The sequence below is a fragment of the Azospira sp. MPR-E4 genome, from assembly GCF_058809645.1.
On sequence record NZ_JBXAST010000027.1, the window covers coordinates 1 to 16,149 of the forward strand.

General features: G+C 65.8%; 15 protein-coding genes. 2 read left to right on the top strand and 13 right to left on the bottom strand.

What is annotated here, in order from left to right; genetic code table 11:
• Positions 1-223: 223 nt before the first annotated feature.
• The 11 genes from AC1RTA_RS09690 to aceK all read right to left on the bottom strand — a co-directional run bounded on the left by AC1RTA_RS09690 (position 224) and on the right by aceK (position 11,172).
• Entirely contained in the window at positions 224-1,129 is a 906-nt protein-coding gene (locus AC1RTA_RS09690) for a hypothetical protein (protein WP_492784605.1), read from the bottom strand.
• Between the two features lie 488 nt (positions 1,130-1,617).
• Positions 1,618-3,747 carry a cache domain-containing protein gene (locus tag AC1RTA_RS09695; RefSeq protein ID WP_492784606.1) on the bottom strand — a complete coding sequence of 710 codons (2,130 nt, stop codon included), beginning with the start codon at positions 3,745-3,747 and terminating at the stop codon, positions 1,618-1,620.
• Entirely contained in the window at positions 3,744-5,129 is a 1,386-nt protein-coding gene (locus AC1RTA_RS09700; RefSeq protein WP_416244287.1) for a sigma-54-dependent transcriptional regulator, read from the bottom strand. The genes AC1RTA_RS09695 and AC1RTA_RS09700 overlap by 4 nt, the downstream gene beginning before the upstream one ends.
• A 64-nt stretch (positions 5,130-5,193) precedes the next feature.
• The gene (locus AC1RTA_RS09705) at positions 5,194-6,378 is read right to left on the bottom strand and encodes a SpoIIE family protein phosphatase (protein WP_165397459.1); all 1,185 of its coding nucleotides are present in this window, start codon (positions 6,376-6,378) and stop codon (positions 5,194-5,196) included.
• 64 nt (positions 6,379-6,442) lie between these two features.
• Entirely contained in the window at positions 6,443-6,754 is a 312-nt protein-coding gene (locus tag AC1RTA_RS09710; protein ID WP_130458910.1) for an STAS domain-containing protein, read from the bottom strand.
• Positions 6,755-6,920: 166 nt separating this feature from the next.
• Positions 6,921-7,496 carry an SRPBCC family protein gene (locus AC1RTA_RS09715; protein WP_492784607.1) on the bottom strand — a complete coding sequence of 192 codons (576 nt, stop codon included), beginning with the start codon at positions 7,494-7,496 and terminating at the stop codon, positions 6,921-6,923.
• A gap of 57 nt (positions 7,497-7,553) precedes the next feature.
• Positions 7,554-8,099: a chorismate--pyruvate lyase family protein gene (locus tag AC1RTA_RS09720; protein ID WP_130458912.1), complete on the bottom strand. Its 546-nt coding sequence runs from the start codon at positions 8,097-8,099 to the stop codon at positions 7,554-7,556.
• Positions 8,096-8,554, bottom strand: a complete 459-nt coding sequence (locus AC1RTA_RS09725) for a DUF192 domain-containing protein (RefSeq protein WP_152089576.1) — start codon at positions 8,552-8,554, stop codon at positions 8,096-8,098. Before AC1RTA_RS09725 ends, AC1RTA_RS09720 begins: the two co-directional genes overlap by 4 nt.
• A 93-nt stretch (positions 8,555-8,647) precedes the next feature.
• Entirely contained in the window at positions 8,648-8,806 is a 159-nt protein-coding gene (locus AC1RTA_RS09730) for a hypothetical protein (protein WP_014238303.1), read from the bottom strand.
• On the bottom strand, positions 8,745-9,410 hold the full coding sequence (locus AC1RTA_RS09735) for a pseudouridine synthase (protein ID WP_130458914.1): 666 nt from the start codon (positions 9,408-9,410) through the stop codon (positions 8,745-8,747). Before AC1RTA_RS09735 ends, AC1RTA_RS09730 begins: the two co-directional genes overlap by 62 nt.
• A gap of 1 nt (position 9,411) precedes the next feature.
• Entirely contained in the window at positions 9,412-11,172 is a 1,761-nt protein-coding gene (gene aceK, locus AC1RTA_RS09740; RefSeq protein WP_492784608.1) for a bifunctional isocitrate dehydrogenase kinase/phosphatase, read from the bottom strand.
• A gap of 225 nt (positions 11,173-11,397) precedes the next feature.
• On the opposite strand from aceK, the gene AC1RTA_RS09745 reads away from it, so the two are divergent.
• On the top strand, positions 11,398-13,638 hold the full coding sequence (locus AC1RTA_RS09745; RefSeq protein WP_492784609.1) for an NADP-dependent isocitrate dehydrogenase: 2,241 nt from the start codon (positions 11,398-11,400) through the stop codon (positions 13,636-13,638).
• Between the two features lie 115 nt (positions 13,639-13,753).
• On the opposite strand, the gene AC1RTA_RS09750 is transcribed toward AC1RTA_RS09745, so the two are convergent.
• Together AC1RTA_RS09750 and AC1RTA_RS09755 are read right to left on the bottom strand one after the other, a co-directional pair.
• A complete protein-coding gene (locus tag AC1RTA_RS09750; RefSeq protein WP_492784610.1) occupies positions 13,754-14,086 on the bottom strand; it encodes a YnfA family protein in 333 nt (110 codons plus the stop codon).
• A complete protein-coding gene (locus tag AC1RTA_RS09755) occupies positions 14,086-14,700 on the bottom strand; it encodes a TetR family transcriptional regulator (protein ID WP_492784611.1) in 615 nt (204 codons plus the stop codon). Before AC1RTA_RS09755 ends, AC1RTA_RS09750 begins: the two co-directional genes overlap by 1 nt.
• A gap of 170 nt (positions 14,701-14,870) precedes the next feature.
• Here AC1RTA_RS09755 and AC1RTA_RS09760 point away from each other — a divergent pair, with 170 nt between their 5' ends.
• Entirely contained in the window at positions 14,871-16,130 is a 1,260-nt protein-coding gene (locus AC1RTA_RS09760) for an efflux RND transporter periplasmic adaptor subunit (RefSeq protein WP_492784612.1), read from the top strand.
• The last annotated feature ends 19 nt before the right edge of the window (positions 16,131-16,149 follow it).

Here is a 16,149-nt window from a genome sequence, read left to right on the forward strand (position 1 = left end):
GCGAGCCCGGTTTGGCGCCCCGCTACGCGGGGTCCCCTGCGCTACTCGCTTCCGGCGGGGGCTGCGCAACTCGGGCCCCAAGGCCCTCAAACAGTGCTCGCCCTTTTTCCGCCAGAACCTCCGTTGCTCGGCGCCGCACAGGGCGGATGTGGGGAGTCCCTAACGACGAAGGTCAGCGACAGACGGACAGTAAAACTGGCCGCCCGACCACCGAATCGGATTGTTAGATTTTGGCTTCGAGATCATCGCAACAAAATGAATGAGGGGTACTTGGCCACGCAGAGTTCATAGCAACAGAAAGCACTGTTCGTGGAACATTTGGGCTGTATTGTTCGCGTGCAACTGTCGTAATCAATTCTTTGAGATCAGAGTGCGCACGCGAATCTTCAAATTTATGTAGAAAGACGATGGTGTCTTCACCAGCCCTTAAACACGTTTTCAAGTATGTCTCGCTCAGGCAAATATCACGAGGCAGGTGTACATGAGAAACAAGGCCATCGAAATAAATTCTGACGTAATCGATAGTTTCTTTCGGTGAGGCGACCGAGTCAGCAACTTCTTTCGTTTCTAGCAATGGAACTCGATTGTGTGCAACTCCAGTCGATCCGATTTGGAATAGTTGAACCGGATAGTCTTGGAACCGTCCGGGGTCCTTTAACATGACTCGACACCTGATGTCTTCAAGCTCGGATGAAGGAAGGTTTATGTTCCTAAATTCTGGACGCTTTGAGGCCGCCGCACGCCATACGATGCTGAGATAAAAGAGTTGCAACGCTTCAGCGTCTTGAATTGCCACACCCCTGCAACCCACTTCATCCTCGCCCAGATAGCTGCCTGCTATTAGTTGTTCATCTCTGCCCCAACCGCTCCAGACTAATTTGTATTTCCGAAGCAATTCAATTGCTTTGGCATCGATATCGGCAAGAACATCCTCCCCAGCCCTAGTCACGAGAGCATTGTCATACCAACTATTCGCGCGATGTTTTATCCGTTGGCCAATTTCTGCTTCTATGTGCTTCTCCCCGGTACGTGACAGCCTTGTTAAAGCCAAAGGAATTATGTGCGACTTCACGAATGCACCGGTCGTTCTTGTAAGAGCGCAGATTCCATATGCTTTATTGTTTTTCATAAGTGCAAATTTTTTCAAAGGCAGCGTAGGTAGATCTAACTGGTAGTGGACAACAACAATGCCCAATATCCTGGAACACTGGACAGTTTCCAACTTACCGTCAGGATACCTGCGTCGCAACTCTAATTTGCCGAATGCATATCCTGATTAACTAAACCACACAACCTCAACCGGCATGACCAACATCGCCACGCCCCCCTTCCACCCCCGCCGAGCAGCGCAAGGTGGGCGGGGGGAAGTCGGCGAGGACTGTCTGAGCCCCCGCAGGGGGCGAGTTCCGCAGCCGCCCCGTCCGACTGAGCAGCGCAGGGGAGCCCGCAGGGCCGGGGGCGAGGGTTCCCCTTCTTTTGGTTCCTTTTCTTGGGGAAGCAAGAAAAGGAACCCGCGCGGCGGCGCGGAACACAGCCGCAAAATCAACAAACCACGCCCGAAGCACCACCCCAGCACAGCAACCAAAAACAAAGGGCGGTTGCAACCGCCCTTTAACCTCACTCCCCCGCCTTCATAAACCGCGCCGCAAACACCGGCGCCGACGGCTGTTCCGTGTATTGCGCCTCCCGACGCAGCCACAGGGTGAAGGTGGTGTGCTCCCCCGGCGCGCTTTCCACCGTGATGCGCCCGCCGTAGCGCTGGATGATGGCGTAGGAGATGGACAGCCCCAGCCCCGTGCCCTCCTGCTTCTTGGTGGTGAAGAAGGGATCGAAGATGCGGTCCAGGTCGGCCGGGGCGATTCCGTGGCCCGTGTCCCGCACCCGCAGCAGGGCGCCGGGGAAGGAGGCTTCGCCGGGGATGGCGTCGTCGGGGCCGATGTCCCGGCTTTCCACGCTCAGGGTGCCGCCCTGGGGCATGGCCTGCATGGCGTTCATCATCAGGTTGATCAGCACCTGCTGCAGTTCGCCCCGGTTCATTTCCACATTGCAGCCGGCCTCGAGCCGGGTCTCCACCTTGACCCCGGCCTTGTTCAGGTTGTGCCGGGTCAGCACCAGGCAGTCAGCCACCACGCCGTTCACGTCCGTGGCTTCGGCATAGCCGGCGAAGTCGCCGGGGCGGGCGAATTGCAGCAGGCGGGTGACGATGGCGCGGATGCGCTGGGTCTGTTCGTCGATCAGGCGGATCTCGCCCCGCACGGGCTCGGCCTGCTCCCCCAGCACGTCCCGCAGCAGTTCCAGGTTGCCCTGGATCACGGCCACCGGGTTGTTGATCTCATGGGCAACGCCGGCGGTGAGTTCGCCGATGGCGGTGAGTTTTTCGTTCATCACCAGCTGCTGTTGGGCCCGGCGCAGGGTGGCGTTGGCCTCTTCCAGGGCGGCGGTGCGCTCGGCCACCTTGCGGTCCAGTTCGTCGGCGGAGCGTTGCAGTTCCAGGCGGCGGGCGGAGAGGGAATCGAGCAGGTGGTCGAAGGCCCGGGAGAGGCGGCCCAGTTCGTCCTTGCTGGCGCTGGGGCCGACCCGGGCGGTCTCTTCGCCGGCTTCGATGCGGGCCATGACCCGGTTCATGCGCTCGATGGGGCGAAAGATGGTCTGGGCCCAGCGCAGGGCGGCCAGGGTGCCCAGGCCCGAGACCAGCAGGAAGAGCAGGAAGAGGCCGGCCAGGGCGCCGTGCAGGGCGGTCTGCAGGGGGGCTTCGAGAAAGCCGACGTAGAGCATGCCGACCCGTTCGCCGCGCAGGTTGAGCAGGGGCTCGTAGCCGGAGACGTAGGTGTCGTCCACCACGAAAGCGGAGCCGAGCCACACTTCGCCCCGGCCCAGCACCTTGTCGCGCACGGCCTGGGAGACCCGGGTGCCGAGGGCGCGCCGGCCTTCGAAGAGGCGCACGTTGGTGGCGATGCGGGTGTCGCCGAGGAACAGGGTGGCGGTGCCCTGGCTGCCCAGGGGCAGGGAGGCCTGCTGATAGACGATGGTGTTGATGCGGTCCACGATGCCCAGGTTGCCGTTGAGCAGGACGCCCCCTTCCAGCACTCCCAGCATCTGGCCTTCGCTGCCCAGCACCGGCACCGCGGCCTGGATCACCAGGCCCCGGTCTTCGGCCCGGCGCGGGTCGGGGGAGGCATTGCGGGTGGGCAGCAGGTCCAGGTGGGCCCGCTGGCGCAGGGCGGGCGCCAGTTCGTCGAGCTGCTCCGGGGCGAACACTTCCAGGCCGTGCTGGCCCCGCCCCTGCAGGGCGGACTGGACCACGTCCCAGGCGCTGCGGTCCACCGGGCCGCGGCCGCCGGCCCGCACCCGGCCGCGGGAATCGAGCAGCACCAGATAGTCCAGGCCCTGGGCCAGGGCCGCCTCCTGCAGCAGCAGGTCCATGTCGTCGGGAGCGCCCCGCTGCAGGGCCTGCAGCAGGCTGTGGGAGGAGGAGAAACCTTCCAGGTTGAGGCTGACGCCGCTCTGCACCCGGTCGAAGAACTGGCGGGCGGTGACCAGGTCGGAGCTGACCTTGTTCACCAGCAGCTGGTTGTAGCCCTGGGTGCCCCATATCCAGACGATGAGCAGCAGCACCGGCACCCCCAGCAGCAGGGGCGCCAGCACCAGGGCCAGCAGCTTGAGCCGCACCGAGCCGGCGAAGGAGGCCTGCAGTTCCTCCAGGCGCCGCCCGGGATGGCGCAGCCAGGCGCCCAGGCGGCCGCTCATACCCCCCACTCGGCGCACTTGCGGTCCAGGGTCTTGCGGGAGACGCCCAGGAGGTCCGCCGCCCGGGCCTTGCTGCCGTTGCTCTGGGCCAGCACCGCCAGGATGTGGCGCTTTTCCACCTCGGCCAGAAGCAGGGAGGGGGGCGCTGCCGCCGGCTCCATGGCGGCGCCGTCGCTGCCCAGGGAGTCCAGGGGGAATTCGCCGAAGAGCAGGGAGCGCTCGACGAAGTTGCGCAGCTCCCGCACGTTGCCGGGCCAGGCGTAGGCCGAGAGGGCATGGGCCACCTCGGGGGTGATGAGCAGGGGCGCCACGCCGAGCTGGACGCACAGGTTGTCCATGAACAGGGCCGCCAGCTCGGGCACGTCCTCGGCGCGCTGGCGCAGGGGCGGCACGGTGAGGGTCATCACTTCCAGGCGGTAGAAGAGGTCCTGGCGGAAGCGGCACTGGGCCACCTCCTGCTTCAGGTCCCGGTTGGTGGCGGCCACCACCCGCACATCCACCGGCACCTCGTGCTCGGTGCCGACGGGGCGGATCTTGCGCTCCTCCAGCACCCGCAGCAGCTTGGACTGCAGGGCCAGGGGGAACTCGCCGATTTCGTCGAGGAACAGGGTACCGCCGTGGGCGTAGTAGAAGAGGCCGTTGCGGGCCTCCTTGGCGCCGGTGAAGGCGCCCTTCACGTGGCCGAAGAGTTCGGATTCGATGAGGTCGGCGGAAATGGCGGCGCAGTTCACCGCGACGAAGGGCCGGGAGGCCCGGGGCGAGAGTTGGTGCAGGGCCCGGGCCACCAGTTCCTTGCCGACGCCGGATTCGCCCTGGATCAGCACCGTCGAGGGGGTCGGCGCCACCCGCCGCACCAGGGCCCGCAGGCGGGCGATGCTGTCGGAGTGGCCGACGATTTCATCCCGGGCGCCGCCCCGCTCTTCCAGCTGGCGGCGCAGGACGAAGTTCTCCCGGGCCAGGCGGGCCCGCTCGAAGCAGCGGTTGATGGAATTGACGATCTGGTCCACGCGGAAGGGCTTGAGGACGAAGTCGGAGGCGCCGGCGCGCAGGGCGTCGATGGCCGTTTCCATGTCGGCGAAGGCGGTGATGAGGATGACGTCGCCCGCGAAACCGGCGGCCTTCAGGTCCTTCAGCCATTCCAGGCCGGATTTTCCGGGCAGGGCGATGTCCAGGATGATCAGGTCGAAGTGGCGCCCGGCCAGCTGGGCGGCCCCCTCCTCGGCACTGGCCGCCGCCTCCACCTGCCAGCCGCGCAGGGCCAGGGTGCGGGAGAGGAAGCTGCGCATGCCCTCCTCGTCGTCCACCACCAGCACCGTCGGTTCGGCGGGGCGGTCGGCGGGATCGGGGGATTCGGACCCGGGGGTTTCGGGAATGAAGGCCATGGCGAAGAAGGGAATGGGCGCGGAAAGGGCCGATTATAAGCCCCGCCGGCGCCCCGCCCGGCCCTCAGGGACGCAGTTCCACCAGGGTCAGGTCGTCGCGGAACTGGTCGCTGCCGTGGTAGCGGGCCGCCGCCAGCCAGATGCCCTGCACCGAGCGGCGCGGCCCCGGCTCCGCCAGGAGGGCGAAGATGGCCTCCTCGCCGAAGGCCTTGCCGTTCTCGTCCTCGCACTCGCAAAAGCCGTCGGTGAACAGGTAGAAGCGGTCCCGGGGATGGAACACCAGTTCCGTCGGCGCTTCCGTCTCCCCCAGGTTGGGCTGCAGGCCGAGGGGATAGTAGGCCGAGCCCACCAGGGTCAGCTTGCCCCGGCCGCTGCGGTTGAAGCAGCCGGGCATGCCGCCGTTCCACACCCGCAGCCGGTCCCGGGCGGCATTCACCTCCACCAGGGCGAAGGCCATGAACATCTGCAGCGGCAGGCGCTGGAACATGACCCGGTTAAGTTCGATCAGCAGGGCCTCGGCATCGCCGTTCTCCGCCGCCTGGGAATAGAAGACGTGGCCCAGCAGGGGCGCCACCACGGCGGAGGCGGGGCCGTGGCCGGAGATGTCGCCCACCAGCACCCACTGGCGCCGGTCCGGGGTCATGGCGGAGAGCAGCATGTCGCCGTTGCTGCGGTCCACCGAGGAAAGGACGTAGCGCAGCTTGTGGGGATCGAAGGTCTCGGTCTCCCGCAGCCGGGTGAGGATGTCCTCGGCCAGGCAGCGCTCGTGCATCAGCCACTGGTTCTGCTCCGCCAGCTGGCGCCGCGCCTCGGCCAGGGCCACATGGCTGCGGATGCGGGCGCGCACGATGGAGGGACTGACCGGGCGGCCGATGAAATCCACGGCCCCCAGGGCCAGGCCCCGGACCTCGTCGCGGATGGCGGTCATGGCGGTGACGAAAACCACGGGAATGGCGGCGGTGGCCGGATCGGACTTGAGCCGGTCCAGCACCTCGTAGCCGTCCATGCCCGGCATCATGACGTCGAGCAGGATAAGGTCCGGCGGCGGCTCGTCCACGGCGCAGGCCAGGGCTTCCGGACCGTTGTAGGCGAAGCGCAGGTCGTATTCGAACTGCAGGCAGTCGGCCAGCACTTCGACGTTTTCCCGGGCGTCGTCGACGATGAGGACGATGGGGCGCCGGGGCGTCCGCCACGGACACCCCCTGCCGGCGGGCAGCCCGGGGCTGCCCTGGTCGGACGCATGTGACACGGAAGCCCTCCAGCCACTCCGGATCGGAACGGTCGCCGGCGGGCCGGAGCCCGCCATGGCGGCGTCAGACCAGCTTGAGCACCTTGTGCAGATTGACCAGCTTGAGGACTTTCTTGACGTCGCTGCTGCAGTTATGCAGCTCCAGGGACTTGCCTTCCCGGGTGACGCGGTCGTTGATGACCATGAGGGCGCCGATGCCCGAACTGTCGATGTAGGTCAGCTTGCCGCAGTCGAGGATGACCCGGCTGGCTTCCGGCATGGCGATCAGGCTGTTGCAGCGGCTGTGGAAATTGACGGTGTTGGAGTAATCCAGGCGGCCCTCCAGGACCAGGGAACACTCGCCATCCTGCTGGCGGATTTCAGCTTGGTTGTCCATTTCTTATCCCCCTGAAACTCCCGGGAGGCAGGCGGGGCCGGCCTCCGGGCAAGATTGAGCCACTCACCCGACCCAGTGCCTCCCTGGAAATGTCTCTCAGCGTTATATGGCGCGGGCCGGAGGGTCATTAGGCTACCGCCGCCGCCCCCGCGTCAAGCCCCTGCCATCAACGTACGGCAAACCGCTTTTCCATCTCCGCCGCCATGGCGTTGAACTGCTCGGCCAGCTCGTGCTGCAGCAGGGACGGCCCCAGCAGGGAGGGCAGCCAGAAGTCGGGAACCATCGCCACCCGGTAGGAAAAACGGGTGCCGCCGTCCAGGGGCGCCAGCACCATGTCGCTCTCGAATTGCCTGGTATTGCCGGCCAGGCCGCGGGCCTGGATGCGCCGCCGGGGCGTCAGGGTGATCTCCCGCAGGGACTCGAAGGCGAAGGAGAAAATGCCGAAGCGGGCCCTCCCCTTCTGCTCCACCTGCAGCACCTGGCCCTGGCGGGAAAGCACCCGGCTGCTGAGATTGGTGAGGATGGCGGTCATGTTGTCGAAGTCCGTCAGCACTTCCCAGGCGACGGACGGCGGCACCGGCACGACGAACTGCGCCTCCACCGTCCACGTCTCGCCCTGGCGGCGCACCTGGATCTCATCTTCGCCGATGCGGGCGGGGGCATTGGCGCCGGCGAGGACCAGGCCGGGGGCCAGCGGCAGCAGGGAGAGGGCCCGCAGAAGGAGGCGGCGACAGGAATCCATGGCCCATTCTTGCGCCGGGCCCTGACCCGGGTCTGACCGGGCCGTGTAAAAGAATGTTCAGAGGGAGAGCACGGCGGGGAGGAAGACCTCGTTCACCAGGAGCCCCTTGGCGCCGCGGCCGAAGCGGGAGCGGCGGGCCCACAGCCAGCCGGGCTGAGGGCCGAGGGCGGCCTCGGCGCTGCGGTAGAGGCGGTGGCGCCGGTCCAGGGCGCGGAATTCGAGGCGGCCCCGGGCGATGCGCGGGTCGGAGAAGAGCAGGCTGCCGAGGGAACGCTGGCCCAGGGCGAAAAAGCGCTGATCGAAGGGATGGCGCGGCGCCAGGGGCATGACGGTGTGGGCGAAGACCACCGGCACCTCGTCCGCCAGCAGCAGCACTTCCCGCATCCAGACCCGGGTGCCGGCGGGCAGGCCGAGGCAGGCCGCCTCTTCGCTGCCGATGGGGGCCAGGCACTGGCGCAGGCATTGCACGCGGAAACGGTCGCAGCGGGCGCGGATGCGGGCGGTGAGGGAACCCCGTTCCTCCAGCCAGGGACGCAGGGCCGGGGCCGGGGCCCGGCCGCGTTGCAGCAGGGCCGGGCGCCAGGCGGCGCGGGCCGGGATCATCGCGGCGCGGGAGCGCGCTCGATGCCGCCCAGGGTCAGGCCGGCCTTGAGGCCCCGCTGGGCGAACCAGCCCTGGTTCATCTCCAGGGCGAAGCGGGCGTCCTTGTCGGCGCAGTGGCTGTTCTCGGTCTGGGGCTGCATGTCGCGGATGTTGATGATGCGGCCCTGTTCATCGAGGAAGGCGACGGAAAGGGGCAGCAGGGTGTTCTTCATCCACATGCAGTGGCGGGCCGGGAAGGGGAAGACGAACAGCATGCCCTGGTTGGCCGCCATGCTGCGGCGGTTCATCAGGCCCTGCTGGCGGTCCGGATCGGTGTAGGCCACTTCGGCCTCGATGCGGTGGAAGCCGGCGGTCAGTTCCAGGCGGCCCATCTCGGCCAGGGCGCTGCCGCACCAGGCAGCGGCTGCCAGGGCCAGGGCGGCGCCCAGGGAGCGGGAAAGGGTGGTGGTATGCATGGGGCGGAATTATAGGCCAGCCGGCAGCGGCTGCCCTACTTTGCACAGCGCCGGGCCGGGCAGGCCGCAAGCCTGCCGGACCGGCCCGGCGGCTTAGTGGTGGCGCTTGGCGTGGTGCTTGGCGGCCTTGGCAGGCTTGACGTGCTTGGCATGGCTCGCCTTCTTGGCGTGGTGGCCATGGGTGGCGGCTTCAGCGACGCCGGTGCCGAGGGCGAAGGCCAGGGTCAGGGCGAGCAGTAGGGCTTTTTTCATTTGCAACTCCGTCAGGGGATGGGGTTCGGCCGGGAGCGCCGTCCGGCGCCAGGTCGGCAAAACCGCCCTGCAGCAGACGCCACTCTCCCGGGGCCAGGCCTTCCACGGAAGCCCGGCCGATGGCGGCCCGGATGAGCCGGAGCGTAGGGTAGCCCACGCTGGCTGTCATCCGCCTGACCTGGCGGTTCTTGCCCTCACGGATTTTCAGTTCGATCCAGCTGGTGGGGATGGCAGCCCGGTAGCGGATGGGCGGCTCCCGCAGCCACAATCCATGCGGTTCTTCCATGAGCCTGGCCTGGGCGGGCCGGGTGACGCCATCCTTCAGGGCAACCCCCTGACGAAGGGCTTGCAGCGCGGCTTCCGTCGGCACGCCCTCCACCTGCACCCAGTAGGTCTTTTCCAGCTTGTAGCGGGGATCGGCGATGCGGGCCTGCAGGACGCCGTCGTCGGTGAGCAGGAGCAGGCCTTCGCTGTCCGCATCGAGGCGGCCGGCGGGATAGACGCCGGGTATCTCCAGGTAGTCCTTGAGGCCCTGCCAGCGGCCTTCGGGGGTGAATTGGGAGAGGACGCCGTAGGGCTTGTTGAAAAGGAGGATGCGGGCCATCTCAGGCGTTTTCCCCGCCGGCGGCATAGAGGCGGCTAAAGCGCAGTTCTTCCGGATAGGGGAAGAAGTCCTCCACCCGCCCTTGGCGGATCTGCTCCTGGGCCGCCTGCCAGAATTCGGGCTGCAGCAGGTCCCGGTGGTGCTTGAGGAAGGCCTGGCGTACCGGCCGGGAGCCGAGCAGGAAGGTGGAGAACTCTTCCGGGAAGACGTCGTTGCGGGCCACGGAATACCAGGGCTCGCCGGACATTTCCAGTTCCGGATAGGGGGCTTCCGGGATGGCCCGGAAATTCATGTCGGTCATGTGTTCGATTTCGTCGTAGTCGTAGAAGACGATGCGGTTGTAGCGGGTGACGCCAAAGTTCTTCCACAGCATGTCGCCGGGGAAGATGTTGGCAATGGCCAGTTCCCGGATGGCGTTGCCGTAGTCCTTCACCGCCGCTTCCACCTTCTCTTCCGGGGCGTTGTCCAGATAGATGTTGAGGGGCGTCATGCGCCGCTCGATGTAGAGGTGCTTGATGATCAGGTCTTCCCCGTCCTCCTCCAGGAGGGAGGGCACCTGCTGCCGCAGTTCCTCCAGCAGGGCCGGATCGAAGCGGGAACGGGGCAGGGCCGCATAGGAGAACTCCAGGGTGTCGGCCATGCGCCCCACCCGGTCCACCTGCTTCACCAGCTGGTACTTGTACTTGACCGTGGCGTGGTCCACTTCCTTGGAGCTGCCGAAGACGTCCTTGATGATCTTGAAGACGTAGGGGAAGGAGGGCAGGGTGAACACCAGCATCACCAGGCCCCGGATGCCGGGGGCGACGATGAATTTGTCCTCCGAATGGCGCAGGTGGTAGATGAGGTCGCGGAAGAACATGGTCTTGCCCTGCTTGCCCAGCCCCAGCATGGTGTACAGCTCGGAGCGGGGCTTGCCGGGCATGATGGAGCGCAGGAACTGGACGTAGCCGGAGGGCACTTCCATATCCACCATGAAATAGGCCCGGGACAGGGAAAAGAGGATGGAGATGCGCCAGGCGTCGAGCAGGATCGTATCCAGATAGAGCTTGCCGCCCGGGGTGTGCAGCACCGGGATGGCGAAGGGGTATTCCTGGTTGCCGTTGATGGCCTTGCCGATGATGTAGGCGCCCTTGTTGCGGTAGAAGGCGGAGTACAGCACCTGGATCTGGCAGTTGGCCTCCCGGGCCGGCAGTTCGCCCCCGAGATGGGTCCGGATGGTGCGGTAGAGGTAGTCCACGTCCCGCTCCAGGTCCTCGAAATCCCGCTGCCAGTCGAAGTCCAGGATGATCTGGCGCATCGTTTCCGCGAGGCCGCCCTCCCCCGGGTAGTAGCTGGAGTAGGTGGGCGGATTGGATTCGATGTTCTCCGTGGAGATGGCCGGCCGCACGAAGATGAAGTCGTTGTGGAAATAGGTGCGGTGCAGGATCTTGCAGCACACGGAGTTGAAGAAGGTCTCCGCCAGCTCCGGCTGCTTGTGATTGAGCAGCAGGCCAATGTAGAGCAGCTTCACCTGCTGCCAGGTGGCGTCGTCCAGGGCCTCGGCCCGGAATTCGTCGCGCAGGCGCTCGACGCACTCCTCCACCCGGTCGTCGTAGAAACGGATGCGGTCCTTCACCGCCTTGTGCACCGCCAGCCAGTCGCCGGACTCGAAACGGAACTTGGCCTCCCGGCTGGTCTGGCGGAACAGCCGATAATGCTTATTGAAGCCGTCGATGAGGGCAATGGCGATGCGATTGGCGGTGGCGGCGGTCGAAATGTCCATCGGCACGGGCGGAACGCGGAAGAAAGCGGAAATCTTAGCACCGGCCAGCCCCGCCTCCCGCGGAAATGGGGCCCGGACAGGCCCCATGAGGGGCCCTGGGGAGGGAAAGGCGGGCATCCATCCCCACGGCATTCATTGCACGGTACGCAATAAGATTGCACCGGGTGATATAATATATATAAGAGTTGTCCGCACCTTTAACTACGAACTATGTGAGGGATTAGCATGTCTGCTGGTAAGTCGAAGATCATTTACACGCTCACTGATGAGGCGCCCCTGCTGGCGACCTGTGCTTTTCTGCCGATCATCCGCACCTTCACCGGTCCGGCCGGCGTTGAAATCGCCGAAAGCGACATTTCCGTGGCCGCCCGTGTCCTGGCCGAATTCTCCGACTACCTGCGCGACGACCAGAAGGTTCCGGACAACTTGGCCGAACTGGGCCGCCTGACCCAAGACCCCGACACCAACATCATCAAGCTGCCCAACATCAGCGCCTCCGTGGCCCAGCTGGTGGCTTGCGTCAAGGAACTGCAGGCCAAGGGCTACGCCATCCCGGACTACCCGGAAAACCCCACCACGGACGAGGAAAAGGCCCTCAAGACCCGCTACGGCAAGTGCCTGGGCTCCGCCGTGAATCCGGTGCTGCGCGAAGGCAACTCCGACCGCCGCGCCCCCGCCGCCGTCAAGAACTACGCCAAGAAGCACCCCCACTCCATGGGTGAATGGAAGCCCTGGTCCCAGACCCACGTGGCCCACATGGACCACGGCGACTTCTACCACGGTGAAAAGTCCCTGACCCTGGACAAGGCCCGGGACGTGAAGATGGAGCTGGTCACCAAGAGCGGCAAGACCATCGTGCTGAAGCCCAAGGTGGCCCTCAAGGACGGCGAGATCATCGACTCCATGTTCATGAGCAAGAAGGCCCTGTGCGACTTCTACGAGAAGGAACTGGAAGACTGCCGCCAGGCCGGCATCCTCTTCTCCCTGCACGTGAAGGCCACCATGATGAAGGTGTCCCACCCCATCGTCTTCGGCCACTGCGTCAAGATCTACTACAAGGAAGCCTTCGAGAAGCACGGCAAGCTGTTCGACGAGCTGGGCATCAACGTCAACAACGGCATGGCCACCCTCTACGAGAAGATCGACACCCTGCCCGAATCCAAGCGCGACGAGATCATCCGCGACCTGCACGCCTGCCAGGAGCACCGTCCCCGTCTGGCCATGGTGGATTCCGCCAAGGGCATCACCAACTTCCACTCCCCCAACGACATCATCGTGGACGCTTCCATGCCCGCCATGATCCGCGGCGGCGGCAAGATGTGGGGTGCCGACGGCAAGCCTTACGACTGCAAGGCCGTGATGCCCGAATCCACCTTCGCCCGCATCTACCAGGAGATGATCAACTTCTGTAAGTGGCACGGCAACTTCGATCCCAAGACCATGGGCACCGTGCCCAACGTCGGCCTGATGGCCCAGAAGGCCGAGGAATACGGCTCCCACGACAAGACCTTCGAAATCGCCGAAGCTGGCATCGCCAACATTGTGGACCTGGCCACCGGCGAAGTGCTGCTGTCCCAGAACGTGGAAGAAGGCGACATCTGGCGCATGTGCCAGGTGAAGGACGAGCCGATCCGCGACTGGGTCAAGCTGGCCGTCACCCGCGCCCGCAACTCCGGCATGCCCGCCGTCTTCTGGCTGGACCCCTACCGTCCCCACGAGGCCGAGCTGATCAAGAAGGTGGAGAAGTACCTCAAGGATCACGACACCAGCGGCCTGGAAATCCACATCATGTCCCAGGTGCGCGCCATGCGCTTCACCCTGGAACGGGTCGCCCGCGGCCTGGACACCATCTCCGTCACCGGCAACATCCTGCGCGACTACCTGACCGACCTGTTCCCCATCATGGAACTGGGCACCTCCGCCAAGATGCTCTCCATCGTTCCCCTGATGGCTGGCGGCGGCATGTACGAAACCGGTGCCGGCGGCTCCGCCCCCAAGCACGTGCAGCAGCTGGTGGAAGAAAACCACCTGCGCTGGGATTCCCTGGGCGAGTTCCTGGCCCTGGCCGTGTCCCTGGAAGAGCTGGGCATCAAGACCGGCAACGCCAAGGCCAAGCTGCTGGCCAAGACCCTGGATGAGGCCACCGGCAAGCTGCTGGACGAGAACAAGTCCCCCTCCCGCCGTACCGGCGAGCTGGACAACCGGGGCAGCCAGTTCTACCTGGCCCTGTACTGGGCCCAGGCCCTGGCCGCCCAGTCCGAGGACAAGGACCTGGCCGCCAAGTTCGCTTCCCTGGCCAAGTCCCTGGCCGAAAACGAGCAGAAGATCGTGGACGAACTGAAGGCGGTCCAGGGCAAGCCCGTGGATATCGGCGGCTACTACCTGGCCGACCAGGCCAAGGTGACCGCCGTGATGCGCCCCAGCGCCACCCTCAACAGCCTGCTGCAGGCCGCCAGCGCCGCCTAAACGCGCCGCTCCAGCCCCCCCCCCCAAAGAACCGGACAGATCACCTCAGGGTGGCCTGTCCGGTTTTTCTTTTTATCGGGCTGAGGACAAGTCGCTTCCCTATGATAAGAAGCGCTCAGGCGGAGCGGGGGGCTAACATGATAATGGCCATGCCGGCCAGGGCCACCGTGGCGCCGACTCCGTCCCACAGGGTGGGGCGGATGCCGTCCACCAGCCACAGCCAGAGCAGGGCGACGCCGATGTAGACGCCGCCGTAGGCCGCGTAGGTGCGGCCGGCGGCCTGGGGATGGAGGGTCAGCAGCCAGGCGAACAGGCCCAGGCTGAAGGCCGCCGGCAGCAGCAGCCAGACCGAGCCCCCCTTTTTCAGCCACAGCCAGGGCAGGTAGCAGCCGACGATTTCCGCCACGGCGGTGGCGACGAACAGCAGCAGGGTCTGCAAGGCGGGCATCAGGGGCGCCGCAGCAGCAGGTGCTGGCGGATCATGTCCGGCACCTTGAGGCGCAGCAGGTCGCCGGGCTGGCTGGAGAGCCAGTTGTTGAAAAGGCCGGCGGTGAAGGACAGGGTGTCGTAGGCGGCCCCCTCCGGGTCCAGCCCGGGGCGCAGGTAGCCCTTGTCGGCTGCACGCTGGTAGCAGCGGATGAGCTTGGCGAGGAAGTCCATGCAGGGTTTGTTGACTTCCTGCAGCACCTGCGCAAATTCATCCACATACTCGCAGCGCAGGGTCATAATCTCGAAAACCTGACGGACTTCCGAACGTCCGTCGATGATGCGGAAAAACGCCAGCAGGCTCTGCTCGATGCCGTCGAGGGGATTCGGGAGATCCGGCGAATCCAGGTAGGCATCCACCTCGTCCAGCACCGCCAGGGAATCTTCCCGCATGGCGAAGAACAGTTCCGCCTTGTTCTCGAAATGCCAATAGACGGCGCCCCGGGTTACTCCGGCCACCCGGGCGATCTTTTCCAGGGACGTACGGCTGACGCCGCATTCGTGGAATACGCAGCGGGCCGCATCGATGATTTCGCGCCGGGTCTGTTCCGCCTCGGCCTTGGTTTTCCTGACCATGCTTCCTTCCTCTGGAACGGCGCCTGGCGCCGCTCCGCGAACCATTGGCCCCGCCTGCACACCAAGTGTTTGCCGGGCCGTTTGATACACAACGTTACAAATAGGTCGATTTACATACAACCTTGATTGTATATAATCATCAGCATAATTCAAAGTCCGGAGCTCCACTCATGTCGTCCACCCAACAATTCCCCGCCCCCCTCCTCCGCCTGCGGCCGGCTGCCGCCGCCCTGGTGCTGGCCCTCGGCCTGGCTGCCTGTTCCGGTGAAAACGCAGCCCCCCAGGGCGGCGCCCCCCAGGCCCTGCCGGTGACCGTGCTGGAAATGCAGCCCCAGAACCTGCCGGCCTCCCTGGAGCTGATGGCCCAGACCGAAGGTGCCAAGGAAACGGAAGTGCGCGCCCGGGTGGGCGGCATCCTGATGAAGCGCCTGTACCAGGAAGGTGCCCTGGTGAAGGCCGGCCAGCCCCTGTTCCAGATCGACCGGGCGCCCTACGAGATCGCCCTGGCCGAAGCCAAGGCCAAGGCCGAGCAGACGGCCCGGGAAGAGGGCCGCCTGAAGGGCCTGCTGGCCCGCCAGGCCGTGAGCCAGAAGGAATACGACGATGCGGCCTCCAACAACGCCATCGCCCAGGCCGCCCTGCGCCAGGCCCAGCTGAACCTGTCCTGGACCACCGTCACCGCCCCCGTTTCCGGCACCTCCGGCCGGGCCGTGAAGTCCGAAGGCAACCTCATCAACACCTCCGACGCCAGCCTGCTCACCTCCGTGTACCAGGCCAATCCGATGTGGGTGCGCTTCGGCCTCTCCGAGTCCGACACCGCCAACCTGCCCGGCGGCCAGCTGAAGGCCGAGATGGTCAGCGGCGTCGAGCTGATCCTTCCCGACGGCAGCGTCTATGACAAGCCGGGCAAGATCAACTTCCTCGCCTCCACCATCGACACCACCCTGGGCACCCAGCAGCTGCGCGCCGAATTCGATAACAGCGACGGCAAGCTGCTGCCCGGCCAGTTCGTGCGCGTGCGCCTGCTCACCGGCAACCGGGAAGGCGTCTTCCTGGTGCCCCAGGCTGCCGTCATGCAGACCGAACAGGCCCGCCTGGTGATGGTGGTGGACGCCGAAAGCAAGGTCGCCCCGCGCCCGGTGCAGACCGCCGAATGGCGCGGCAAGGACTGGGTCATCACCGGCGGCCTCAAGGCCGGCGACAAGGTGATCGTGGACAACCTGATGAAGGCCCGCCCCGGTGCGCCCGTGGCGCCCCACGGTCCCCAGGCTGCACCCGGCGCCCCTGGCGCCGCTCCGGGCACCCCGGCCCTGGGCCAGCCTGCCGCCGCCAAGCCGGCCGATGCCGCCCCCGCCGCCGCGCCTGCCAAGGGCGCCGAGGGTGATGCCGCCAAGACGCCCGCCCAGCCTGCTGCCCAAGGCAAGCAATAAGCTGAGCCAGAAAGGGATT